This is a genomic window from Bacteroides propionicigenes, assembly GCF_018390535.1.
In the GTDB taxonomy this organism is placed as follows: Bacteria; Bacteroidota; Bacteroidia; order Bacteroidales; family Bacteroidaceae; genus Bacteroides; species Bacteroides propionicigenes.
In genome coordinates this window covers 132,210-157,591 of sequence record NZ_JAHBBW010000002.1, presented here as the reverse complement: position 1 = coordinate 157,591, position 25,382 = coordinate 132,210, and the positions used below count along the sequence as shown (strand labels likewise).

14 protein-coding genes and 1 tRNA gene are annotated in these 25,382 nt (G+C 47.2%); 3 read left to right on the top strand and 12 right to left on the bottom strand.

From position 1 onward, the window contains the following. Nucleotides 1-15: 15 nt before the first annotated feature. The 3 genes from KG118_RS03435 to KG118_RS03425 form a co-directional block, all read right to left on the bottom strand. Entirely contained in the window at nt 16-3,399 is a 3,384-nt protein-coding gene (locus tag KG118_RS03435; RefSeq protein ID WP_117710384.1) for a SusC/RagA family TonB-linked outer membrane protein, read from the bottom strand. 585 nt (nt 3,400-3,984) lie between these two features. Further along, a complete protein-coding gene (locus KG118_RS03430) occupies nt 3,985-4,989 on the bottom strand; it encodes a 2-oxoacid:ferredoxin oxidoreductase subunit beta (protein ID WP_009122165.1) in 1,005 nt (334 codons plus the stop codon). Between the two features lie 14 nt (nt 4,990-5,003). Further along, entirely contained in the window at nt 5,004-6,851 is a 1,848-nt protein-coding gene (locus tag KG118_RS03425; RefSeq protein ID WP_117710383.1) for a 2-oxoacid:acceptor oxidoreductase subunit alpha, read from the bottom strand. A gap of 166 nt (nt 6,852-7,017) precedes the next feature. Here KG118_RS03425 and KG118_RS03420 point away from each other — a divergent pair. Then, nucleotides 7,018-7,089: transfer RNA gene (locus KG118_RS03420), tRNA-Arg, on the top strand. A 72-nt stretch (nt 7,090-7,161) separates the two neighbouring features. On the opposite strand, the gene secDF is transcribed toward KG118_RS03420, so the two are convergent. The 5 genes from secDF to KG118_RS03395 all read right to left on the bottom strand — a co-directional run bounded on the left by secDF (nt 7,162) and on the right by KG118_RS03395 (nt 15,061). Beyond that, nucleotides 7,162-10,170 (bottom strand): protein translocase subunit SecDF, encoded by a 3,009-nt coding sequence (gene secDF / locus KG118_RS03415; protein WP_117710382.1) that lies wholly within the window; start codon nt 10,168-10,170, stop codon nt 7,162-7,164. An 83-nt stretch (nt 10,171-10,253) separates the two neighbouring features. After that, nucleotides 10,254-12,338, bottom strand: coding sequence for a M3 family metallopeptidase (locus tag KG118_RS03410; protein ID WP_117710381.1), 2,085 nt, complete (start codon nt 12,336-12,338; stop codon nt 10,254-10,256). Between the two features lie 58 nt (nt 12,339-12,396). Continuing rightward, entirely contained in the window at nt 12,397-13,497 is a 1,101-nt protein-coding gene (locus tag KG118_RS03405) for an endonuclease/exonuclease/phosphatase family protein (RefSeq protein WP_117710380.1), read from the bottom strand. 9 nt (nt 13,498-13,506) lie between these two features. Next, nucleotides 13,507-14,397: a rhomboid family intramembrane serine protease gene (locus KG118_RS03400; RefSeq protein WP_117710379.1), complete on the bottom strand. Its 891-nt coding sequence runs from the start codon at nt 14,395-14,397 to the stop codon at nt 13,507-13,509. Further along, nucleotides 14,378-15,061 (bottom strand): rhomboid family intramembrane serine protease, encoded by a 684-nt coding sequence (locus KG118_RS03395; protein WP_199598718.1) that lies wholly within the window; start codon nt 15,059-15,061, stop codon nt 14,378-14,380. Before KG118_RS03395 ends, KG118_RS03400 begins: the two co-directional genes overlap by 20 nt. A 203-nt stretch (nt 15,062-15,264) precedes the next feature. On the opposite strand from KG118_RS03395, the gene KG118_RS03390 reads away from it, so the two are divergent. Continuing rightward, complete coding sequence (locus KG118_RS03390) at nt 15,265-15,531, top strand: HU family DNA-binding protein (protein ID WP_117710378.1); 267 nt, start codon at nt 15,265-15,267, stop codon at nt 15,529-15,531. A 105-nt stretch (nt 15,532-15,636) separates the two neighbouring features. Further along, nucleotides 15,637-17,454 (top strand): arginine--tRNA ligase, encoded by a 1,818-nt coding sequence (gene argS / locus KG118_RS03385; protein WP_117710377.1) that lies wholly within the window; start codon nt 15,637-15,639, stop codon nt 17,452-17,454. 75 nt (nt 17,455-17,529) lie between these two features. Here the strand turns inward: argS and topA are convergent, their stop codons facing one another. The 4 genes from topA to KG118_RS03365 form a co-directional block, all read right to left on the bottom strand. After that, a complete protein-coding gene (topA, locus tag KG118_RS03380) occupies nt 17,530-19,878 on the bottom strand; it encodes a type I DNA topoisomerase (protein ID WP_117710583.1) in 2,349 nt (782 codons plus the stop codon). Nucleotides 19,879-20,013: 135 nt separating this feature from the next. Continuing rightward, entirely contained in the window at nt 20,014-21,672 is a 1,659-nt protein-coding gene (locus KG118_RS03375) for a TonB-dependent receptor (protein ID WP_369834309.1), read from the bottom strand. Nucleotides 21,673-21,687: 15 nt separating this feature from the next. Beyond that, nucleotides 21,688-24,720 carry a tetratricopeptide repeat protein gene (locus KG118_RS03370; protein ID WP_117710375.1) on the bottom strand — a complete coding sequence of 1,011 codons (3,033 nt, stop codon included), beginning with the start codon at nt 24,718-24,720 and terminating at the stop codon, nt 21,688-21,690. Between the two features lie 72 nt (nt 24,721-24,792). Further along, entirely contained in the window at nt 24,793-25,317 is a 525-nt protein-coding gene (locus KG118_RS03365) for an NUDIX domain-containing protein (protein WP_117710374.1), read from the bottom strand. Nucleotides 25,318-25,382: the final 65 nt, after the last annotated feature.

Genomic DNA, 25,382 nt, shown 5'->3' with positions numbered 1-25,382 from the left:
TCAATTCTCAATTTTCTAAAAACTTGCCCGTAACGAGACGCCGAAATTACGTGTTGCCGTAGTGGAGCCGCCCACTACCGCTTGGCTTGCCCAAGATGTTCCTACGGAAGATTCTGCGTCGTAGTTCTTCAGCGCTTTGTAGAAGTAGAACAGGTTGCGGCCGAACACCGAAACACTTAGCCGCGTCATGCCCAGTTTGGAAACTAGCTTTTCCGGAAACTGGTAGCCGACAGTCAATTCGCGCAGCTTTACGTATGTATTGTCGAATACCGAGTGGCGGTACGTATATTGTTCGGGTTGAGTACCCCAGTTGTAGGTCTGGTTGTAGTAGTATCCGGCAGGGATGATGCGTGTGTTCTTCTCGCCTGTGGAAGCCACCACACCCGGCAGAATAACGCCGTCGTGGTAAATCACTTCTCCGTTAGGGCCTGCACCGAGTGAAGGGTCTACCTGTACAGGCACACCGCTGGCATTGTTGTTGCCCGGATAGTAGTAAGACAAACCGCCATGTTCCGTATCGCGGTATTGCAGCGATTCCGGTGTCAGACCCGATGCGGTGGAGTATTGGTACATTTCATTGATGACATCGCCGCCGATGCGGAAGTCGATGCTGAAATCCAAGAATATGTTCTTGTAGGAGAATGAACTGAACAAACCGCCTACACCGTCAGGGTTGATGTTACCCACTCTCTGCAGGTCCGTCTGGTTCAAGTAAAGGCCTTTGTCCGATACCAGATAATCGCCGTTTTCGTTCACTTGGGGCACTTGTACGTAGATGTCACCCATCGGGCGGCCCTCTACGGCTTGTATCTTGGCTCCGCCACCGCCTATATTGGATATTTCGAGGTAGGGTACGCCCTCGGCAAGTTTCACAACCTTATTGCGATAGATGCCGTAGTTGGCTGTCAAGTCCCAGCGGAAGTCTTTGGTCAGTATCGGCGTGGCGCTTACGGAGATGTCCCATCCTTCATTGGCCACCTCTCCCACATTCATCAGCACATACTTCACGCCCGAAGTAGAGGGTTGGGGGGTGGAAAGTATCTGGTCTTTCACGCGGTTGTTGTAGTACGATACATCGAAGCCCACGCGGTTGTTGAGGAACTTGCTTTCAAATCCTATTTCGTATTCATACTTCTTTTCGGGTCGGATGTTGGCGTTGCCCCATGAAGAAGGCACATAGTTCCATGTGAAGCCGTTGTCCGAACCTTGTTCGTAGATGACGTTGGCGGCATACGTTTCCGGTGCGTTGCCTACGATGCCGTATGAGAGACGGAGTTTGCCGTGATTCCACCACGCCGGCATACGGAAAGCGTTGGAGAACAGGAAGCTGAGGTTGGCTGATGGATAGAAAAAGCTTTGGTCTTTCAGCGTGGACGAACGCTCCTGCCGTCCCGTCAGTTCGAGAAACAGGTAGTTGTCCCATCCCAGACTCAGCGTACCCATATATCCCGTTTTCAGCAGTTCCATACGCTGCAGCGTGCTGCTGGCAGTGTAACGGCTGGCGTTAAGGTCGAACCAGTTTTCCGTAACCAGACCGCCGTTGGTGGAAACGCGCATATTGTTCATGTTTTCGTAACGTCCTGTCCAACCCAGCGTGGCGGCAATGTCGAAGCGGCGGATGTTATAGTTGAAGTTCAACATTACATCACCGTACACGATGTCGTAGCGGCGGTTGATGTTCTGGAAACTGCCGCTGGGGTCGTATAGTGAGTTGGGGCGCTCCGTTTCATACTCCAATGTTTGCTTGGTGTCCGTGATGTCCGTGGCGATTTGTGCGCGGAGGCTCAGCCAATTGGTTATCTGCCAAGTGGGACGTATCATACCGATGAGGCGGTTCTCCGTCTCCTTGCTGTGGTGGTGATACATATTCCAAAGCATATTCGATACGCCGTTCAGATATCCGGGGTTGTAGGCCCATGCCTCGTCCGGCGTAAGTGTGGCGTCACCGCCTATGGCGTATGTGTTGCGATAACCCAGACTGGTGACATAGCTCTGCTTCAGGTAAGGAATATCCATGAAGGACGAAAACATATTGCTGAAACTTCCGTACAGGTTCAATGACGTTTGCGGACGGTCTTTTACGTCCTGTATGATGTAGTTCAGCGAGTATTCCAGCGTCAGCGGCTTGGCGAGTTTGTAAGAACCCGTCAGTTTGAAGTTGTGCTTTGTAAAGCTGCCCGTCAGCGCATTCGGCATTTCGTCCATAAAGGTGTAGGAGAATCGGTTGCTGCTTGTCTCCGTACCCTGCGAGATGGCGAGGTTGTACGTCTGGTTCCAGCCCGTGCGGAACAACTCCTTCCACGGATTGTCCGTAGCCGGTAGGTAGGGGCGGACTTTGCCGTCCCAATACAGCACATCGCTTCCGTCGTATTTCGGACCGAAGGACATGGTAGTGTTGTACAGGCTTTTGTAGCTTTCGCCGTTCATGGTGCGCTGGTAGAAGCCGCCGGTCTGTTTCTCGTAATCACTGTATTCCGTATTGTAACGCCCCGGTCCGTACGATGTTTGCACTTTCGGCAGATAGGCGGGCAGGTTGGCGGTTACCTGTGCTGTGAAGTCCACCGTCAGCTTGCCGCTTTTGGCACGCTTGCTGGTGATAACTACCGCACCGTTCGCCGCTTCCGAGCCGTAGAGTGCTGTGGCAGAAGCGCCTTTCAGCACACTGACGCTTTCAATGTCTTCCGGATTGATGTCTACCAGCCCGTTGGAACGTATCTGCCCGTCGTTGCCGAATTCGGCGAAGTCGGTGCTTTTGCCCGTTCCGCCGTTGCGGATGGGCACACCGTCCAGAATGATAAGCGGTTGGTTGTTTCCCGTGATGGATGTCAGCCCGCGTACATTGATGGATACTGCGCCGGCAGAACCGCCCTGCGTCTGTGTGATGCGGATGCCCGGCGCCTTGCCGTACATGGCGGATGCGAAGTTGGTGGCTCCCGCCTTTACTATCTCGTCCGATTCGATGGTGCTGACGGCGTAACCCAGTCGTTTGGTATCTTTCTTGATGCCCATCGCTGTGACAACCACCTCTTTCAGTTGCTGCGAGTCTTCTCTTAGAGTCACTCTCAAATCGCCTTGCTTCTTGCGCTTTGCCAGCCTGATTTCACGGGTGGCATAGCCCATATAGGCTATGGATAGCGTTGCGTCGGCGGGTACTTTCAGTGTAAAGTTTCCGTCCACATCCGTAATGACACCGTTGTTAGTGCCTTTTTCTATGACACTGGCGCCGATAAGCGGTTCGCCCGTCACATCTCTTACAGTACCTTTGATAGTTTTAACCTCTTGTGCATAGGCGTTTCCCGCAAAAAGAAACGCCAATGCCATACCCATAATAACTAATCCCTTGTGAAGGTGCAGCTTCCAATGCGAAGCGTCGCCCCATTCTCTCTTAATGAACTTCATATTTCTACAATAATTATTGCCTTGTATAATTAAATCCGTTGGAATTTTTGCAGATAATATGGAGCAAGCGGTATGCCAAAACGGGATGCAGTGGCCTTATGCCGATTTATATAGATGATATTCAGTTATTTATTCTTTTATAAATACTTATAATATATGTATGTGTGGTGTGGATAGTTGTGGAAAAAGTCTACAAATGTGTGCCATGATTCCACAGTTACCCTTCGTGCTTTTCTCCGGGAAACAGCATGAAGAATGTTGTTTTGCCATATGCAAAATGTGATAATGCTTCGTCCTTTTCTTCGTCCCGCAGTTGCGGGCCGAACAGCCCGCATATGGCAACCGCGCGGCCTGCAGTTGGCAACTATAGAGCCCGCAGCTGGAAAACGAGGTTTTGCTATGTGTATATCGTGGTTTTATATCGTGCTTCGTTGTATTTGGAACGAAGCGTTGTGATGTTTCACTATACCTATTGGGGATATAGAGGCATAAAAAAGCCCCTTCCACTCGCTATCCCCCATGAATAAAGGGATGTGGAGGGTGGAAGGGGTATGAGTATAAATTGGATTCCTGTTCTGTGAAGAGTTATTTCACTTCCCAAGTATCATTTGTCATCAGCAGTTCTTCGAAGTTGTGGTATTTCTTCTTGGCGGATACTTCTTCGATTTGAGCATGTACGGCATCATCGTAAGTCGGAGCTTCCACATCGCGGATTACACCGAGGGCAATCGGGAAGTCGGGACCTTCCATCAAGGCGAGTTTCAGTTGCAGGGTGTTGTCCTCGCAATGAGCGTCGTGGATGAGGATGTCCTTTTCCGTAATACCGTTTTCACCGAGTTTCACCACTTTCAGTCCAAAGCCTTCCTGCATCAGCCCGTATTCGTTGTTTTCGCCGAAGAGCATAGGCTTGCCGTGTTCCAGATAAATGGCGTTCTTGGCGCGGTCTTCTTTTTTGGCAACAGAGTCGTGTGTGCCGTTGTTGAAGATTACGCAGTTCTGGAGAATCTCGCAGACACTCGTACCTTTATGGTTGTAGGCGGCTTTCAGAACCTCTATTGTTCCGGCTGCATCCGTGGCTACGGCACGTGCGAAGAAATGTCCGCGTGCACCGAAACAGAGTTCTGCCGGCTGGAACGGGTCTTCTACCGTACCGTAGGGAGATGATTTGCTGACGAAGCCGCGGGGAGACGTCGGGGAGTATTGTCCTTTTGTCAAACCGTAGATGCGGTTGTTCAGCAGAATCATGTTCAGATTGATGTTACGACGGTTGGCATGGATGAAGTGGTTGCCGCCGATGGCAAGCCCGTCACCGTCTCCGCTCACCTGCCATACGGCGAGTTCCGGATTAGTGACCTTACAACCCGTAGCGATGGCTGCGGCACGTCCGTGGATGGTGTTCATGCCATACGTATTCATATAGTGGGGCAGACGGCTGGAGCAGCCGATACCTGAAATTACCGCTGTCTGATGAGGCGGTACGCCGATTTCGGCCATAGCCTTATGCAGAGATGCGAGGAAAAAGTGGTCACCGCAACCCGGACACCAGCGGGGTTGCCCTTTCTTGAAGTCTTTTGCTGTATATTCGCACATAGTTCTTTTCGTTTTTAGTTTTTGATAATCTCCTCAAATGCTTGTACTAACTCGTTTACCAAGAAGGGCTGACCTTTCACTTGGTTGAACTGATAAGGAACGAATCCGTCTACTTTCATACGCAGGTATCCGGCAAACTGTCCCATATTCTGTTCTGCCACCACTACTTTCTTGTAGCGTTTCATCACTTCCGCCGTATTCTTGGGCAGCGGGTTGATGAACTTGAAGTGGGCGAGGGCTACTTTCTTGCCGGCTGCACGAAGTTCGTCCATCGCAGCGTGCAGATGACCGTAGGTACCGCCGAAACCGACAATCAGCAGGTCGGCATCGTCCTTGTCGCCTTCTACCTCTACGTCGGGTACTTCGATTTTTGCAATCTTCTCGGCACGCAGACGGGTCATCAGGTCATGGTTTTCCGGGTCGGTGGAGATGGCGCCTGTCTTGTTGTCCTTTTCCAATCCGCCGAGGATGTGGGTGAAGCCTTCTGTTCCGGGGATAGCCCAATAGCGGCTGCCGGTCTTTTCATCACGTTGGTAGGGTGTCCATGAACCCTGCATTTCGGGACGTACGTAAGTAGGAACGATAACGGGATAATCGGCAAGCTTGGGCAACTTCCATGCTGCCGATCCGTTGGCAACGAAAGCGTCTGTAAGCAATACGACGGGAGTCATGTGCTCCAAAGCTATTTTGGATGCCATATAGGCGCATTCAAAGCAATCTGTCGGTGAGGTGGCGGCAAGTACGGGCATAGGGCTTTCGCCGTTGCGTCCGAAGAGCACTTGCAGCAGGTCGGTCTGTTCGGACTTGGTGGGCAGACCTGTTGCCGGACCGCCGCGCTGTACGTCGAGTACTACCAGCGGCAACTCCATAATAACGGCGAGGTTCATCGCTTCCGATTTCAGACAGATACCCGGTCCGGAAGTGGAAGTAACCGCCAATGCTCCGGCAAAGGATGCTCCGACGGCAGAGGCGCAACCGGAAATCTCGTCTTCGCACTGTACGGTCATTACACCCAGTGATTTGTGTTTGGAGAGTTCGTGCAGCACATCGGTTGCGGGAGTGATGGGGTAAGAACCCAAATACAGCTTCAAACCGGCTTTCTCGGCAGCGGCAATGAAACCGTAGGCTGTGGCTTTGTTGCCTGTGATGTCCATATAGCGTCCGGGCGTCTTTACCTTACTTTCAATCTTGTAAGTGTGGGCAACGGATGCGTGGGTATTGTGTCCGTAGTCGTATCCGGCGCGGATAACTTTGATATTGGCTTCTGCGATTTCGGGCTTCTTGGCGAATTTCTCGCGGATGAAGTCTTCGGCTATTGTCAGGTCGCGGTTGAACAGCCAGCATACCAGTCCCACTGCGAACATATTGCGGCACTTCAGCATGGATTTGTTGTCCATACCCGTGTCGGCAAGGCAGTCTTTCACCATTTTGGAGATAGGGGCGGCAATGACATCCTGTTTGATTCCCATTTCTTCGATGGGGTCATCTGTCTTGAAAGCTGCCTTCTCCAAATCCGACTTCTGGAATGCATCCGTATCAATGATGATGCATGCGGTAGATTTGGCAAACTTATATTGCGTTTTCAATGCAGCGGCATTCATTGCTACCAGCACATCGCATTTGTCACCGGGGGTATAGACCTTGTTTGCACCGATATGCACCTGAAAACCGGATACACCCGTCAGCGAACCTTGCGGGGCGCGGATGTCTGCCGGATAGTCAGGGAATGTACTGATGTCATTACCTACCGTAGCCGAAACTGTTGAAAAGATGTTGCCGGCGAGTTGCATACCGTCACCGGAGTCTCCGGAGAAGCGGACTACCACTTGCTCCAGTTCTTTGACCATCATGTCGTTTGCCATAACTTACGAATTACTATGTATTATATTAGAAAAGTTACATTGTTATTTTGTTGACGGACAAATTTCGTAAAGTTAATCGGATTAACAAAACTTTTTTCGGAAAATCAGCAGAATACATTATCTTTGTGCCCGCATTCTATTGCTATATGCAGGATGTATGCAAAAAGGCTCTGTAGTTCAACGGATAGAATAGAAGTTTCCTAAACTTTAGATAGGGGTTCGATTCCCCTCGGAGCTACAAAAAAAGAGGAAATCCCATCAGGAGATTTCCTCTTTTCTTATTTATGTTACCTTATTATTATATGAAGGCTTATTTGGCTTCTTCAACAGCTACTGCTTGTTCTGCGTCTTTCTTGTTCTTCATGAACATATAAGCGATAGGAGATGCAACGAACAGAGAAGACAGTGTACCGAATACAACACCCAGAATCATTGCGAATGCGAAGCTGCGGATAGAGTCACCACCGAGGATGAAGATACACAGCAATACAATCAATGTACTCAGAGAGGTGTTGATGGTACGTGCCAAAGTTGTGTTCAGTGAATCGTTGAACAATACTTTCTTGTTGCGTTTCGGATATAGACCGAAGAACTCGCGTACACGGTCGAAGATTACCACCTTATCATTGATTGAGTAACCGATAGCTGTAAGGATAGCACCGATAAATGTCTGGTCGATTTCCAGAGAGAACGGCAGGATACCCCAGAACATGGAATATGCACCCAAAATGATAATCGTGTCACAAGCCAGTGCGCATACAGAACCGATAGAGTAGGCAATGTTGCGGAAACGGAGCAAGATATACAGACCGATGGCGATCAATGCCAGTACAACAGACCAGATAGCCGATACCTTGATATCGTCTGCGATACTCGGACCTACCTTTTGTGAGCTGATGATACTGCCGCCCGTATGGTTCTCACGGTCGATGAATGTTTCCAGTGTGATGTTCTGAGTCAGCAACGGCTTCAGAGTTTCATACAAGTATGCTTCGATTTCGGAGTCGATGTTATTACCTTCTTCTTCGATACGGTAGTTAGTACTGATACGTACGGTCTTGCCGTCTGCACCGATAGCGATAACACTTACGTTAGCATCGCCGAACTTGCTGGCAATCAGCTCACGTACTTGTTCGGGCTCTACCTTGTTTTCAAACTGTACCTTGAAGTTGCGGCCACCGGTGAAGTCGATACTTTGGCTCAAACCGCGTATGCTGAGGAAACCGATACAAATTACAACAGCTATACCGGTCAGCGTCATCCAAAGTTTGTTTCTGCCCATGAAGTCGAAATGTACATTTGCCATCAGGTTCTTGGAGATACCCGTAGAGAATGTCAGGTTCAGCAACTTGTCTTTACTCATGAAGTGCTCGTAGAACAAGCGTGTCATGAATACGGCGGTAAAGAATGAAATCAAGATACCGATAATCAATGTGGTGGCGAAACCACGGATAGGGCCGGTACCGAAGTTGAACAGGATGATACCTGTGATGATAGATGTCAGGTTGGAGTCGAAGATTGCAGAGAAAGCGTTGGCATAACCATCGGCGAGTGCTTTCTTAACGCCCTTGCCTGCACGCAACTCTTCTTTGGTACGTTCGTAAATCAATACGTTGGCATCCACAGCCATACCGAGTGACAGCACCATACCGGCAATACCGGACATGGTCAATGCAGCTTGGAAAGATGAAAGGATACCCAGTGTGAAGAACATATTCAGCACCAAAGCGCCATTGGCAACCATACCCGGAATGAAACCGTACATGGAGCACATATAAACCATCAACAGAATCAATGCCACAACGAATGACATGATACCGGCGTTGATAGATGCTTGTCCCAAAGACGGACCTACGATATCTTCCTGTACGATGTGGGCGGGAGCCGGCATCTTACCTGATTTCAATACGTTTGCCAAGTCTTTTGCCTGTTCGGGAGTGAAGTGCCCGGTGATTTGTGAATTACCGCCGGTGATTTCCTGATTTACGTTCGGTGCGGAATATACATAACCGTCCAATACAATGGCGATAGCCTTGCCTACATTTTGTTTGGTAAGTTGTGCCCAACGGCGTGCACCGTCTGTATTCATAGACATGCTTACGGCCGGTTTGCCATAGTGGTCGTATTCATCTTTTGCGTTTACAACTACATCACCTTCCAGCGGAGCACGTCCGTTGCGTTCGGTAGACTTGATTGCGTACAATTCGAAAGTCTGGGCTTTCGGATCGTATTCATAAGGAGAAACACCCCACTTCAGGCGCAGGTCTTTCGGCATTTCTGCCTGAACTTCCGGCATGGAAAGGTATTTGTTGATGTCGGCGGTATCTTTGTAGTTTGCATAACCTACAACAGGACCTTGACCGCTGGGGTTCACTTGAAGAACTGCCAGCAACGGATGTTCTTTCTTGATTTGCTCGAGATCGGCAGCTTGTGCCTTGCTTTCACCTTTCAGTGCTGCGGCGAGACTGTCGGCTGTACTGGTAGCTTGTGCCACGGCAGGAGCTTCGGCAGCTACACTGTCTGTCGCTTCTTCGGCATCTTCTGTGGTTGCCAAGATAGCACGCAATTTGGCATCGGCTGATTGCAGGTATGAAGCAACGTCTTTTGCATTGTATGTTTCCCAGAATTCCAGATTGGCGGAACCTTGTAATAATTTTCTTACACGTTCAGGCTCTTTGATACCCGGAAGTTCCACCATGATACGTCCCATTTTGTCTTCCAGACTCTGGATGTTGGGCTGAACCACACCGAAACGGTCGATACGGGTACGGAGTACGTTGAATGAGTTGTCAACGGCTGCCTTTACTTCTTCGCGCAATACTTTTTCAACTTCTGCGTCGGAAGATTTCTGGTTTACTTTGTCCTTTAATTGCTGGGTGGCGAACAGTTGTGAGAGTGAAGCGCCCGGAGCGACTTTATGATACTCTCTGATGAATAACGTAATGACGTCGTCCTGACTGGTAGTAGCCTGTTTGGCGGCAGTTGCCAGTGCTTGGTTGAATGCTTCGTCAGACTTGTTGTCCGCCAATGCTTTGATAACATCGGGAACTGATACTTCAAGGATGACGTTCATACCGCCCTTCAAGTCCAAACCTAAACTGATCTCCATTTCACGACATTGTTTCAGCGTCCAATTGCCGAACCACACCTTCTCGTTTGACAGAGAATCGAGGTAGTCTTGTTCCACTTTCACATCGCCTTTTGCGAACTCTTTTGCCTTATTGGTATAGTGGCGAGTCACAAAAGAGAAGGAGAGATAGAACACACATACCAATGTGAGCAATATCGCAAAAACCCTTACAAATCCTTTGTTTTGCATGTTACTTTTAGTTTATTATGATTACTTTTTAATTGATTTCTATCGTATATAAGGCTGCAAATATAGCTTTTTTTTCACAATTCTTACTTCATACCGCGATTTTTTAACATCGGCTCTAATTGAGGCTCAGCCCCTCTGAAATTCTTGTAGAGTGTCATCGGGTCTTCACTGTCTCCTTTTTCCAATACATTGCGGCGGAAAAGGTCGGCTGTTGTCTTGTCGAAGATTCCATGTTCCTTGAAGGCTTCAAAAGCGTCATTATCCAGCACATTTGCCCACAGATAGCTGTAATAGCCTGCGGCATAACCGCCTATGATATGATTAAAATAGGTGGTACGGTAGCGGGGAGCTATTTCGGAGATTAATCCGAGTTTGTCCATCGCCTCTTTTTCATAGGCTATTACGTCGATGTCTTTGGTGTCTGTCAGGTTGTGCAGGTTCATATCAAGAATAGCGGCTGCCAGTAACTCGGTAGTCATAAATCCCTGATTGAAAGTTTTTTGTTTCAGAATCTTTTCGATGAGATTGTCTGGAATCACTTCACCGGTCTGGTAATGCTTGGCGTACATTTTCAGAACTTCGGGTTCGGTAGCCCAGTGCTCGTTGATTTGTGACGGGAGTTCCACAAAGTCGCGCACTACATTTGTACCGGAAACACCCAGATAGTTACATTTGGTCAGCAGCCCGTGCAGCCCGTGACCGAATTCATGGAACAGAGTTTCTACCTCATCAATCGTGAGCAGGGAAGGGGTGTCGCCGACAGGTTTGGTAAAGCTGGCTACGTTGCATACCAGCGGACGGATGTCACCTTTCTGTTCACGATAGTTGCTCATCCACGCTCCACCGCTTTTGCCGGGGCGCGGGAAGTAGTCTACGTAGAAGATACCCAGTTGCGAACCGTCTGCATCTTTTACTTCAAAGACTTCTACGTCGGGATGATAAACGGGGATGTCGTTGAGTTTCGTCAGCGTAATGCCATAGAGTTTGTTGGCAACGGCAAATGCTCCTTCGCGCACGTTCTCTAATTTGAAGTATGGTTTGATTTGGTCTTCTTCGAGGTCATATTTTTCTTTACGCAGTTTTTCGGTGTAATACCACCAGTCCCAGGCTTCCAGTTTCTCGCCTTTGCCTTCTTTATCCATCAATTTCTGGAGTTCGGCAGCTTCGGTCTTGGCTTTGGGCAGGGCGTATCCCCATAGGTTGTTCAGGAATTCCATTACTGTGGCAGAGTTCTTTGCCATAGTGTTATCCAATACGAAGTTGGAGTAACAGTCGAAGCCTAACAGGCGGGCTTTTTCAAGACGCAGACTGACGATGTCGGTAATGATTTTCTTGTTGTCGTTCTTGTCATTGTTATTACCGCGGTTGATGTAGGCTTTATAAATTTTTTCGCGCAATGGACGGTTGTCGGAGTATTGCAAGAACGGAATGCGGCTGGCATTGTGCAACGTGAACAGCCATTTGCCTTCCTGCCCGGCTGCCTTTGCTTCTGCGGCGGCGCTTTGGCAGACCCATTCGGGGAGTCCGGCAAGATCTTCTTGCTTGTCTACAAAAAGCATGAACTCATTGTTCTCATTCAGAATGTTGTTGCTGAAAGTGATGCCCAGTGTAGAGAGTTGTTTGTTTACTTCGCGCAGGCGGGCTTGCTTCTCGGCGGACAGATTGGCTCCAGAGCGTACAAAGTCTTTATACGTCTTGTCCAGAAGTCTTTGCTGCTCGGTAGTCAGCCCCAAAGAATCCTTTTGTTGGTAAACGGCTTTTACTTTATTGAACAACTCTTGATTAAGCGAAATATTGTCTCCGTGCTCGGACAATACCGGAGCAAGCTTTATGGAAAGTTCGTTCAGGGCGTCACTGGTTTCGGCATCAGTCATGTTGAAGAAAATGGCGCTTACCCGGTTAAGTATAGGTGAACTGTTGTCGAAAGCAACGATTACATTTTCAAAACTCGGTGTTTCGGTATTGTCAATAATAGCCTGAATATTGGCATTTTGCTCTTCTATTCCTTTGAGGAATGCAGGCTCGTAATGTTCCAACTTGATTTTATCAAAGGGAGGAACTCCGTTAGGGGTTTGAAACTCGGTGAGGAACGGATTGTTTTCCGTTTGGGTAGCACAGGAGTACATCATACAACTTGCAGCTAAAATTAAGATACTTCTTTTAAACATAAATGTCAAAGTATTAGATATTGAGTTATTAATAATTTCATATTGTACTAAAGAGTATTTATTGCCGTTTGGCTATATAGCACCATATCGGATAATGGTCGGAATCTTTTATGGAACGGTCTACCGTACAGTTATAAGACTGCAGGTCCTTGCTAATTAATATGTTGTCTATCCGGAAATAGAATCTGTTCTGATTGTAGGATACTCCCAGTCCGCGTCCCGACTGGGTGAAGGCATCATCCAAATTTTGTGCTATGATGCGGTGGGTGTACGAAATAGGAGTATCGTTGAAATCTCCACAGACTATGATAGACGAATGCCGGGAAGATGCTATCTCCTTTGCAATGCTATCCGCTTGTGGGGCGCGGAGGGCGGAGGCTTCTGCCAGTTTGCGTATCAATAACTGTGCACCGCTTTTCACTTTTTCCTTTTCAGGGGCTTTCAGTATATCTTCATAAATATCTTTGTCTGCTTTTGTCAGCTTGTTGGATTCCAAGTGATTGTTGATAAGGGTAATTGTATCTTCATTCAGTTTGAGTTCGTACAGCACGGAACCGTTATAGTCGCTTGTATAGTCCAATACGCGTGCGGATAGGATGGGATACTTTGAGTAACATGCTATCTTATTGGTATAGCCGTTGCCACTGCCCACAACATTTATGCGGTGGTAAGGATAGTCTTTTAATTCCCGTTCTATATCTTTTTGGGAAAGATGCCGGGAAGATTCTTCGGAAGCATACTCTTGCAGGCAGAGGATGTCGGCATTACTCTCTTTCAAATATGTAAGTATCGGGTTTTTCCCGTCCTTTTTACTGGCTCCGTCAAATCCCATGATGTTGTAAGAGAGGAGCTTTACACTTCCTTCGGGCAGTTTGGATGTATGAAAATTGAGGGGCAGGTACGTCTGTAGTTGCGAATAGCACAACAGGAAACCTATTAAAGGCAGTAAAGCTGTCTTGTATCGTTGTATAATGAGCCAGAAAATCAGGAATCCCCCGTTGATGAATGCAAAAATAGGAAAAGCCAGTCCAAAGCAAGATTGTACCGGATGAGATACCGGTTGTATATAAGGACTATATGCTACTAATAGCAAGAGACCTGTAAATAAAGCATTGATCGCTAAAATCAAAAGTGCGACAAAATTACCGAAATGCTTCATACGTACACTTTATCGTTTACTTGCATCGAACAAGCTCTTCTTTTCTTCTGTTGTCAGACTTTCATATCCGGACTTTTTCAGTTTGTCGAGAATACGGTCTATCTCATCGGATTGAGCTTTTTTTCGGGCGTTATAGTTATAGTCTTTCTGCTTGTCAGTCCCATAATGTACTTTCATCTTAGGTTTTCGGGGCTTGAAGCTGAATAAAGAAATGACAGCATCCAAAGACTTGTTAATCCATGCTGTAATATCTGCGCCTTTGCTCAGGCTGGCCGCAAACCATAGCCCTGCCAATGCTCCGCCCAAATGGGCAATATGTCCGCCGGCGTTATCGGAAGTGATGAACAATAAATCTGTTCCGATAACAATCAGTGCCAGATACTTCAAGCGTATTGTTCCGAAAAGGAAAAGGCGTATCGGGTAGTTCGGTTCCCGGTAAGCGGTTGCTGCCACAATAGCAAGAACGGATGCCGATGCTCCCAACATGAAAGAATAGTCCGTCATCGGACGGAAATAGGGGAAAATATTGTAAGCTGCCATATATAGCAAACCACCACAAATACCTCCTAAGATATATACGCCCTGTAAATGTTTTGCAGAGAAGAAACTCAGGAACAAAGCGCCAAACCAATACAGCCAAAGCATATTGAAAAGAATATGCAACACCCCTGCGTGCATAAACATATACGTCAGGATGGACCACGGCTGAATTAGGAAGCGGGATAGTGAAGCGGGCAGCTCCAGCCATTCAAACACTCCGCCGAGACTTCGGTTAAAGAGTTGCAATATAACCTCTGTCAATGTAGTGAGGATGAATATCCCTGCATTGATGTAAATCAGTTGTATATAGATGTTCCCTCTACGGAATGATTCTTTTAAATCAGTTATAATAGTAGCCATTTCCTCTGTTCTTTTTTTTCCAGTACATTATTAGTATGAAGCCGAATATCATACCGCCCAAGTGTGCAAAATGCGCCACATTATCGCTCGGATTGTTGGCAAGTCCCGAGAATAATTCTATCAGGGCATATCCTATAACGAAATATTTGGCTTTGATAGGAACCGGCAGCGGAAAGATAAATAAGGGCTGGTTGGGAAACAACATACCGAATCCCAGCAAAATAGCGTATACGGCTCCGGAAGCTCCGACGGTAGTCATCATATTGAGGTATTCTTCCATGGGGATGACGGAATATCCGGTGTTGACACTGTCGTATGCCGAAAGAACCGTTTCGTAATGAATGTACTGTACAAGCTCTTGGATAAGTCCTGCGCCGATACCGCATGCAAGATAATAGAACAGGAAACGTTTCGGCCCCCATACCTGCTCAAGTATACGACCGAACATCCATACGGCAAACATATTGAAGAACAAATGGGTAAATCCGCCATGCATGAACATATAAGTAATCAGCTGTGCAGCGTTAAAGTCTCCGGCAAGGAAGAAGTGCAAACCTAAATATTGGTTCAAATCGATGCCGTAACTTTGAGCTACAAGCGTGCCGAGAAACATCAGCACATTGATGATTAAAAGGTTTTTGGTTACTGTTGGTATAGTATTCATAATCTGTTTTTTTCGCTTTATTTGGCAAAAATACGAATAAATTCTGTTCTATAACAGAAAAAGGAACTCCTATTCCTTTTTTTTCTCTATTTTCCTGCCTTTTTTTAATGTTTTTATTTGATATTCAGAATTTTTGCTCTATTTTTGTAGGAAGTAGCATTGGAATTTTTCTTTTGTGTAACAATTAATTAATCATTTGTATTATGAATAAGTCAGAACTTATTAGCGCAATGGCAGCGGAAGCCGGTTTGTCAAAGGCTGATTCAAAAAGAGCATTGGATGCATTTATTGCATCAGTAACAAAAGCATTAAAGGCAGGTGATAAAGTAGCGTTGGTTGGCTTCGGTACTTTTTCTGTAACAGAGAGAGCCGGACGCGTTGGTATCAATCCTGCAACAAAAAAGCCTATTCAGATTGCGGCTAAAAAGGTTGCTAAATTTAGAGCTGGTTCGGAGTTGACTATCGAATAAATAGATCATAAATAAAACTTGATAAAAGGAGACGCATACAACGTCTCCTTTTTTATGGAATTAAAAATAGTTCGTATCTTTGCGCACAGAAAATACATTTGAATCATGAATATAGAACAGAATTTGGTAGCGTCCGTAATCAGCGGACTGAAAGCACTGTACGGACAAGATGTTCCGGCTGCACAGGTACAGTTGCAGAAAACCAAGAAAGAATTTGAGGGGCATCTTACGTTGGTGGTTTTCCCTTTCCTCCGTATGTCTAAGAAAGGACCGGAACAGACAGCACAAGAGATTGGCGAATATCTGCAGGCAAACGAGCCTTCGGTTTCGGCATTCAATGTTATCAAAGGGTTCCTGAACCTGACTATCGCTTCTTCGGCATGGATTGAATTGCTGAATGGTATTCATGCGGATGCGCAGTATGGTATTGTCGCTGTTACCGACAAGTCTCCGTTGGTGATGATTGAATATTCTTCGCCCAATACGAATAAGCCGCTCCATTTGGGGCATGTCCGCAATAACTTGTTGGGTCATGCGTTGGCAAATATCATTTCGGCCAATGGCAACAAGGTGGTAAAGACAAATATTGTGAACGACCGCGGCATTCATATCTGTAAGTCAATGTTGGCTTGGCAGAAGTATGGCAACGGTGAAACTCCCGAGTCTTCCGGTAAGAAAGGCGATCACCTGATTGGTGACTACTATGTGGCTTTCGACAAGCATTACAAGGCTGAAGTAAAAGAGCTGATGGCGAAGTTCCAAAGCGAAGGTCTGAGTGAAGAAGAGGCAAAGACCAAGGCTGAAGCTGAATCGCCTTTGATGAAAGAAGCGCGTGAAATGCTGGTGAAGTGGGAAGCTAATGATTCTGAAGTACGCGCTTTGTGGAAGAAGATGAATGACTGGGTATATACCGGTTTCGATGAGACTTACCGTATGATGGGTGTTACTTTCGACAAGATTTATTACGAGTCGGAAACTTATCTGGAAGGTAAGGAGAAGGTTATGGAAGGCTTGGAAAAAGGCTTCTTCTATCGCAAAGAGGATGGTTCCGTATGGGCCGACCTGACCGGAGAAGGACTCGACCATAAATTGCTTCTCCGTGCGGACGGAACTTCTGTTTATATGACACAGGATATAGGTACTGCTAAATTGCGTTTTGCCGATTTCCCCATTGACAAGATGGTTTACGTGGTAGGCAATGAACAGAATTATCATTTCCAGGTGCTTTCTATTTTGCTCGATAAGTTAGGCTTTGAATGGGGCAAGGGACTGGTTCATTTCTCTTACGGTATGGTAGAACTGCCCGAAGGCAAGATGAAGAGTCGCGAGGGTACGGTTGTGGATGCTGACGATTTGATGGCTGAAATGATTAATACCGCTAAGGAAACGTCCGGAGAATTGGGTAAGCTGGACGGCTTGACCAAGGAAGAGGCTGATAATATAGCTCGTATTGTCGGTTTAGGCGCTTTGAAATATTTTATATTGAAAGTGGATGCTCGCAAGAACATGACGTTCAATCCTAAGGAATCCATTGACTTCAACGGTAATACAGGACCTTTCATCCAGTATACATACGCACGTATACAGTCCGTTCTTCGTAAGGCGAAAGAGGCAGGCATTACTGTTCCCGCACAACTTCCCGCAGGAATTGAATTGAGCGAGAAAGAAGAAGGTTTGATACAGATGGTTGCAGACTTTGCAGCCGTTGTAAAACAGGCAGGCGAAGATTATAGTCCTTCTCTGATTGCAAACTATACTTATGACCTTGTGAAGGAATACAATCAGTTCTATCACGATTTCAGCATATTGCGTGAGGAGAATGAGGCTGTGAAGATATTCCGTCTTGCTTTGTCCGAGAATGTTGCCAAGGTGGTACGCTTGGGAATGGGATTGCTTGGCATTGAAGTACCCGATAGGATGTAATCAGAAGCACTCTGATATGAAGAAGCCCTCTTTACGCATCCGTAGAGAGGGCTTCTTCATATTAGTATAGCTTCATTATTTTTTCTTCTTGGCATATTTGCCGCGTTTGGCTTTCGGTGCATCCGGGTCGCTTTGCAGTTTGATAATTTCCCTGCATGCGTCCAAACTTAAATCCTGCGGGATAATATCCTTCGGAATTTTATAATTGCTTCCTTTATAGGATATATAGGGACCGTAGCGGCCGTTCAATATTTCCAGTTCCGGCTCTTCATCAAATTTCTTGAGGTGCTTTTGGGCTTCTGCCTCTTTTTTGTTTTGGATAAGCTGGATTGCTTCGTCCAATGTAACCTCCATGGGGTCTATTGTCTTGGGAAGTGAGGTGTACATTCCGTTATTGTACACATAAGGTCCGAAGCGGCCGGTTCCTACAGTAACTGTCTTGCCTTCATATTCGCCTAAAGTACGAGGCAGTTTAAACAAATCCAGTGCTTCTTCCAAAGTTATTGTCTCGATGGACATTTCCTTCTTGAGCTGGGCAAAGCGCGGTTTTTCGCTGTCATTGACAGTGCCAATCTGTACGACAGGACCAAAACGACCGATTTTTACAGATACCTGTTTGCCGCTGCCCGGTTCTTCGCCTAAGATGCGCTCGCCGGCTTTGTGGGCATTCTTGGTGGCAAGCGTATTCTCTACGGACGGGTGGAAACCCTTATAGAAATCGCCCAAGATAGCTGTCCATTTCTTTTCTCCCTCGGCTATTTCGTCGAATTGCTTTTCAACACTGGCGGTAAAGTTATAGTCAAGGATGTTGGAGAAGTATTCCATTAAGAAGTCATTGACTACCGTACCTATATCGGTAGGCATCAATTTAGCTTTCTCGGCTCCTGTAATTTCTGTTTGGGTAACATCTGTAATCTTATTGTTTTGCAATGAAAGTACATTGTAAGGACGTTCTTCTCCGGTTCTTTCACCTTTCTCTACATAACCGCGCTGCTGTATGGTAGAAATGGTGGGAGCATATGTAGAAGGGCGACCGATACCCAGTTCTTCCAATTTGCGTACCAGACTGGCTTCTGTGTAGCGGGGAGGATGTTGTGTGAAACGTTCCGTGGCAATAATACTCTGGTGCTGTAAAACCTGTCCTTTCTTCAAAGGAGGCAACAGACGTGTTTCATCTTCCTGTTCCGCATCATCGTCAATGGATTCGCGATATACATGGAGGAAACCGTCGAACTTCACAACTTCCCCTGTAGCATTGAACGTATCCGGTTCGTTGCTGATACCGATGTTTACGGTAGTCTTTTCAACTTCCGCATCTGCCATTTGGGAGGCTATGGTACGCTTCCATATCAAGTCATATAGTTTTCGTTCTTGTGGGCTACCCTCTATTTTGGCATTTTCCATGTAGGTAGGACGAATGGCTTCGTGAGCCTCTTGAGCGCCTTTGGTCTTTGTGGCGAAATGACGCGGATATACGTAACGTTCTCCCATCATGTCGGCAATGACCGATTTGCTGCTGTTTACAGCCAGTTCGGACAGATTGACGGAGTCAGTACGCATATAGGTAATCTTTCCCGATTCGTACAGCCGTTGGGCAATCATCATAGTCTGTGCCACTGTAAATCCTAATTTGCGGGCAGCCTCTTGCTGCAAGGTAGATGTCGTAAAAGGAGCCGCAGGACTTTTTTTCAACGGGCGGGTGGAAATATCATTGATGGTGAAAGTGGCTGATTGGCAACTTTCCAAGAATTTTTGAGCTTCGGCTTTTGTCTTGATACGGCGTGCCAGTTCGGCCTTCATCTCAACCGGTTTGCCATCGGCATCGGGTACGAGGAATACAGCGGTAACCCGATAAGATGCTTCCGATTGGAAGGCTTGTATTTCACGCTCGCGCTCTACGATGAGACGGACGGCTACTGACTGCACACGACCGGCGGAAAGTGCGGGCTTCACTTTCTTCCATAACACCGGTGAAAGTTCAAAACCTACGATACGGTCCAAAATACGGCGTGCTTGCTGTGCATCTACCAAATTGATGTCAATATTGCGTGGTTGCTCAATGGCCTTTAGAATGGCACTCTTGGTGATTTCATGGAAAACGATACGCTTGGTATGTTCCGGTTGCAATTTCAGCACTTCGTACAAATGCCATGCAATCGCTTCTCCCTCGCGGTCCTCATCGGATGCCAACCATACGGTTTCCGCTTCTTTGGCTTCGGCCTTCAGTTCTTCTACAACCTTTTTCTTATCTCCCGGGATTTCATAATGCGGCTTGAAATCTTTATCAATATCAATACTGAACTCTTTTTTCTTCAAATCGCGTATATGACCATAGCTGGAAAGGACTTTATAGTCTTTTCCGAGGAATTTCTCAATGGTTTTTGCTTTTGCCGGAGACTCGACAATGACAAGGTTTTTCTGCATAAATTTCTGTTTTATAGTGACTCCAGCCACTAATTTGCCCGCAAAAGTAGGAAAAAACAAACTTTCCACCTTATAATATAAGGAGAATTTAGCAAAAATGACCTTTTTTGTTCGTAATGTCTTTAATCCGGAGTGTTAGAATTTGAAACTTACACCTCCGATAAAGTTGATGCCTTCGGTCGGGTATCCCCAATAATATTGATAATCTTGATTTAATAAATTGTTTATGCGGGCATAAGCGGATATTCCTTTAAAGAACTCGTAACTGCCGCTTAAATAAAGGTTATTGACCGCATCTACCTTGTTTCCCTCTATCTTCTCGCGTGAAATATGCTGATAGCCAAGATTAAGAAGTAAAGCGGATATAGGTTGTACATCTATATGCAGATTGGCTTCAAAGGCCGGCTTATAGGCGAGTACATAGTCTTTGACACTAATCCGGCTGTCGCTCTTTGCATCCCAACTTCGATAAGTTCCGGCTGCGGAGAATGAGAATATATTCTTATAGTTGTAGCGTACCTCTGCACCGGCATAGATATTGCTTGTGTTCCATTGGCTGATGGCAAGTGTCCGGTAGTATCCCTCTGTGTTGTCATGAAAATCTGCCGGTTGGAAAAACAAATCATCCTTTAAGTTTTGGTATCCGCCATACAGGTTCAGCCATAGGCCGGCTACCGGGCTGGCTTTGAAGCCGAGGGCGATGTTCACTTGCTCATAAGTGGCGTCCGGTTGCGAAGCGACCAGCCCATATGGACAGAATGCCTCCAAACGGCGGAAATCATTTTGAAGTCTTCCTCCTTTGGCCTGTGCGTAGAGGATGTAGCTGTCCGAAAAGTTATATTCTACCGCTACATCAGGCGCTGCCCGGAATTTCTTACCGTAACCGAAAGCCATATCAACCTGCGTGCCGATACGTATTTTCCAGTCATCGTTTTCCAAGCGGTAATGCGGGTTCAGGTTGAGTGAGGTGTAGTTCTCAAAATTATTATTCTTGTACAACACATTGTCCATTGCAAAGCCGATTCCTACGGTTTGTTCATCGGATATGCCGCCGGCAACCAGTGCTTTGGTACGGATAATGTTTTCCTGATTATCCGGTGAACCGAAGTCGTATTGGCGTTCATAGAGCATCAGGTTTGTTTCTGCGCTGAATTGTAGGGGCAGTTCCGCATCCGTGGATTTCACGCCGAAATGAATATCTCCGGAAGTAAATTTCTGTTTTCCGGCAACTGCATCAGGCAGGAAATTGAAGTTGCTCAATCCAAAGTTGCCTGCAATGTCCAAGTCTACTTTCTTGAAGCGATGCAAATAACCGATGTTGGCATGAGTGCGGTAGTAATAAGAGTTCCATTTGCCGCTATTATCAGGCAATTCGAGTTTGCCATCCATGCCGTTCATATGGAAATTCAGGTTGATGCGGTCATTGTTGGATAGCGTGAACAGGTAGCTGGCGCGCGCATCCAGATTCCCGTAATTGCCGTAGCCCAGTCTGATATATCCGGGCTGTGCCTTGGCTTGCGTTTCTTTCCCGGTATATGCCTGCATGACAGTTGCGGGAATCGTATTGGCGGGCATAAGGGTGGCGTCATACTCCACTGCCCTCTTGTTGGCGGTTGGCGGCTCTACTTTGGGGAGTACGTTTATTTTGGACGCATCCAGAATGTCGGGGTTATATTCCTGTTCCACAACAACTGTCCGGTTCACGGTGGAGTCTTTGGCCTGTTGCTGGGCATGGATGCCTAAAGGAAGGGTCATCAGCGTTATCCCGCTGAGTATATATTGTATCTTTCTCATATTCATTGTATTCTTTTATTTCAGCTTTTCCAGTCTTTCTTGAATCATTCCTTCAATATCATCGTCCGCATGATAATTCTGTTGCAGGCTCAGCAGATATTGGCGCGCATCCAGTTTCTTGTCCATGGCAACATATACGTCGGACAGGAGGATGAAGCTGCGTGCCAGCCAATAGGCGTGCGGAGTACTTTGGTCGATGAAGTTCAGTATTTCCTTTTCGGCGGTGGCGTAGTCACCGGCGTTGTACATCAGTTGTGCTGCCAGGTACTTGGCTTCCGCACCGTATAATGTACGGGTGTCTTTTGCCAGAATATTCAGGTCATTCGCCGCTTTCTTCACCGCTTTTTGGTTCAGATAGGCTTTGGCACGATAGTATAAAGCCTCATTCTGCAATTCGGGGGGGAGTTTGGCTTCGGCCAGTAAGGCGGTTGCAGCTTGTATCACTTCAATATCATCCTTCAATAACACACTGCAGCGCAGTACACCCGTGACGCCCAGTTGCCGGCGTTCGGCAGTTGTGGCGCGGGCTTGCAGTTGCTTGTAGTCTGCCAGGGCTTTTTCGTATTCCTTGTGGTTGAACAGGATTTCTCCGCGCATCAGCAAGGCTTCTTCCGAATACGGGCTGTCCGGATATTCCAGCAGTTTGCCGGTATGTTCCAGTACGGCGGTTTCGTCTTTCTGTTCTTTTCCGATAAGGCTCAGATAATAGTGTGCATTCAAGCTGAAAGCTCCGCTCGGATAGCTTTGCAGATAGCGGGTGAAACTTTCCCTTGCAGGGGTGATTTCCCCTTTCATATACACTTTTTCTGCGGCGATGTAAGTCAGCGAATCTTGTTCGCTGGGTTCAAAGCGGATAGCGCCCGGCATTTGGGCTGCAAGCGCTGCGAACTCATCCACACGGTTGGCTTCCACATAGATGGATTTCAAGTCGCGCATGGCAAGGCGTGCTTCTTCACTGCCCGGATATTTGGAGATGACGTGTTTGTAGGCCTCGATAGCGTGGCTGTAATCGTCGTTCTGATAATAGAGCAGTCCGATTTCCGTGGCAGCCTTACGACTGACGGGGCTTTCGGGATATTTGTTCAGCAACTCCCGGAAGGTAGCGATGGCTTGATTGTTGTTGCGGCTTTGCACATACGAACGGCCTTTCTCGTAAAGTGCATTGACGGCGTAGGGCGAATTCGGATATTTGTTGGCCAGCCGGTTGAGTAATGTAATCTTCCCGTCGTAGTTCTTTTGCAGGCCCGACACCAAAGCCAGCTGATAGTAGGAGTAATCACCGGCGGGCGTACCCAGGTTTTCCGCCCGGGTGTAGTATTGCTTGGCTTCGTCGAAGCGGCGGACGTGCATGTAGCAGTCGCCGATACGGTTATACGCATCGGCAAGGACGGTGGCGTCTCCGCTCTTTTGCAGTTGGATGAATTTCAGGAAACGGTCTTGCGCCGTTGCATAATCTTTCTTGTGGAAAGCTATGTATGCCAGATTGTAGTAGGCAAGGGCATACATTTCCGTATTCTTCTGCGGGGCAAGTGACAGATACTCGTTGAAGTTGCGGGCAGCTTCCTGCATACGGTTCAACCGGTAATAAGATTCGCCCCGCCAGTAAAGGGCGTCGGCTTTTGTCTGCAGATTATATTGGCCTAAGGCGATGCTTTGGTTGAAGTAATTGATGGCCTGTTCAAACTGCGTGTTGGCAAAGGACTGGGTTCCCAGTTGGAACAGAATCTTTTGCTTGGCCTCCAAGATAGCCTTCCCGGGACGTGCAATGCGTTCAATGGATTTGAGTGCGGCATCATAACTGCGGGTATTCATGTAGACCTCTACCAGATAGTTGCTTACTTTGTCGGCATATGCGGAATTGGGAAACTCGTTCAGGAAATTCTCAAAGACTGTAACCGACTCGCCGAATGCGGAATAAGACGTTTCGTGAATGCAGAGAGCATAGTTATAAGCCGCCTGTTCCTTTATTTTCAGGTCGGCGCCGGATGCGGCCGCCTGTTCAAATGCCATACGGGCTTTGTTCTTGTCGGCAAGCTGCAGATAAGCCAATCCCATATGCAGATAAGCGTTTTGTGTAAGCGCGTCTTTACCGGTAGTCACTTCACCCAAGATGACGGGAACTTGCGAATAGACCCCCGTCCGGTAATAGGACATTCCCAGCATATAAAGCGCGTCTCTTCTCCGGGTGGGTTCCGCATTGTCGTTCAGGTATCGGTTGAAAGCCTCTGCGGCTTCATGGTATTTGCCGAAATGGTAGTCGGCGGTACCTTGTATGCGGTGCATCTCCCCGGTATATTTCTGGTTGGGATAGGCGGAGAGATAGTTTTGCGCAACTATTTCCGCTTTGTCATAGTTCTTTTTAACCAAGTATATTTCTGCGATGTAATAGGGCGCGAGCATCTTGTATTTCGCATTGTCCTGCAGGCTGAGAAAACCGCTGAGGGCATCGTCATACCGTTGTTGGGTGTAGCGGATATACGAAAGGTAATATGTGCAGTCCGCGGCATATTTGGAACCGGTGCTGCGTAATGTCTCAAACCAGATGGCGGCTTCCTTCACATTCCCCGTTTTCAGGTAACAGGTTGCCAGTCGGTAGGTCATGTCATCCCGCTCTTCGTTGCTTAGGAGGTCGAGCCGGGCGGCATTGAACATGGCGAGTGCGTCGTCATATTTTCCCTCGAAGAAATAGGAGGACGCTATAAGGGCGTAAATACGGTTGGCATGGGGAGTGTCGGGATATGTATCGAGATAGCTCCGCAACAGTTCTATGCTATTGGGACTTCTCAGTTCGTATTCGGCGCATACCAGCATATATTCGGCTTCTTCTTTGTCTCCGGCGGCGGACAACGGGCTGCCTTCCGCTTTGATTTGTTTTACAAAAGCCTGTAAGGGAGATATGGCTGCGGAGAATGCCTTTTGTTGGAACAGGTTCTGTCCTTCTTCATACAGTCGTTGCGGAGAAGTGATTTTCTCGCTCGTCTGTGCTGTGGCGAGCAACGGTGCGCAGCAAAGCGCAGTGCATACTATGCGGTAAATTTTATGTTTCATCTTCGGTATAGAATGGATGCTTTTACAAAAATACGGGTTTTGGTTTGAAAATGTTCCGGCTGTTTGGCTTTTTTAGGATATGCCGGACAGAAATATCTGCAGGCCTTTACGAATGGAGCCCAGTCCGAAGTCCTCCGGATGTATGTCTTTAAGGGGGAGGAAGAAAGCCTCTGCAGCATCGTCCATTGCTTTGAAATGCCGGGAATCGGCTACCGCACAGCGGAAAAACATATCCAGCGTATGTACGGAAAATCCCGAATAGATGTAGATGTTAGGCAGTGAAAACAGGTATTCGGCCTGTGTCACCGTCATGCCCGTTTCTTCTTTTACTTCGCGCGCCACGCCTTCTTCACCGGTTTCCGCCATATCGATGAAGCCACCCGGCAGGTCCAGTGTCCCTTTTGCCGGCTCTTTGGCACGGCGGCACACTAAGAGTTCGTTCTGCCCGTTCAGTATCAGGGCAACGGTGGCGGCAGAAGAGTTGAAGTAATAGGTAAAGCCGCAGTCCTTGCACAGCTTTGATTTTTCATTATGAATCCCGAAATGTTCCGAACCGCATTTCGGGCAATATCTGAATTGAGAAAGAGGATGTTCCATATCTTTGAGTGCTTTAAGATTGCAGCAGGCAAAGATACGGAAAACTATTTATTATTCATACTTGT

Bases quoted from the DNA above. Each gene is read 5' to 3' on its own strand.
- KG118_RS03405 (WP_117710380.1), bottom strand. From the start codon at position 13,497: ATGAAGCATTTCGGTAATTTTGTCGCACTTTTGATTTTAGCGATCAAT.
- KG118_RS03425 (WP_117710383.1), bottom strand. From the start codon at position 6,851: ATGGCAAACGACATGATGGTCAAAGAACTGGAGCAAGTGGTAGTCCGC.
- KG118_RS03365 (WP_117710374.1), bottom strand. From the start codon at position 25,317: ATGGAACATCCTCTTTCTCAATTCAGATATTGCCCGAAATGCGGTTCG.
- KG118_RS03395 (WP_199598718.1), bottom strand. From the start codon at position 15,061: ATGAATACTATACCAACAGTAACCAAAAACCTTTTAATCATCAATGTG.
- KG118_RS03435 (WP_117710384.1), bottom strand. From the start codon at position 3,399: ATGAAGTTCATTAAGAGAGAATGGGGCGACGCTTCGCATTGGAAGCTG.
- KG118_RS03370 (WP_117710375.1), bottom strand. From the start codon at position 24,720: ATGAAACATAAAATTTACCGCATAGTATGCACTGCGCTTTGCTGCGCA.
- KG118_RS03400 (WP_117710379.1), bottom strand. From the start codon at position 14,397: ATGGCTACTATTATAACTGATTTAAAAGAATCATTCCGTAGAGGGAAC.
- topA (WP_117710583.1), bottom strand. From the start codon at position 19,878: ATGCAGAAAAACCTTGTCATTGTCGAGTCTCCGGCAAAAGCAAAAACC.
- KG118_RS03430 (WP_009122165.1), bottom strand. From the start codon at position 4,989: ATGTGCGAATATACAGCAAAAGACTTCAAGAAAGGGCAACCCCGCTGG.
- argS (WP_117710377.1), top strand. From the start codon at position 15,637: ATGAATATAGAACAGAATTTGGTAGCGTCCGTAATCAGCGGACTGAAA.
- KG118_RS03410 (WP_117710381.1), bottom strand. From the start codon at position 12,338: ATGTTTAAAAGAAGTATCTTAATTTTAGCTGCAAGTTGTATGATGTAC.
- secDF (WP_117710382.1), bottom strand. From the start codon at position 10,170: ATGCAAAACAAAGGATTTGTAAGGGTTTTTGCGATATTGCTCACATTG.
- KG118_RS03390 (WP_117710378.1), top strand. From the start codon at position 15,265: ATGAATAAGTCAGAACTTATTAGCGCAATGGCAGCGGAAGCCGGTTTG.
- KG118_RS03375 (WP_369834309.1), bottom strand. From the start codon at position 21,672: ATGAGAAAGATACAATATATACTCAGCGGGATAACGCTGATGACCCTT.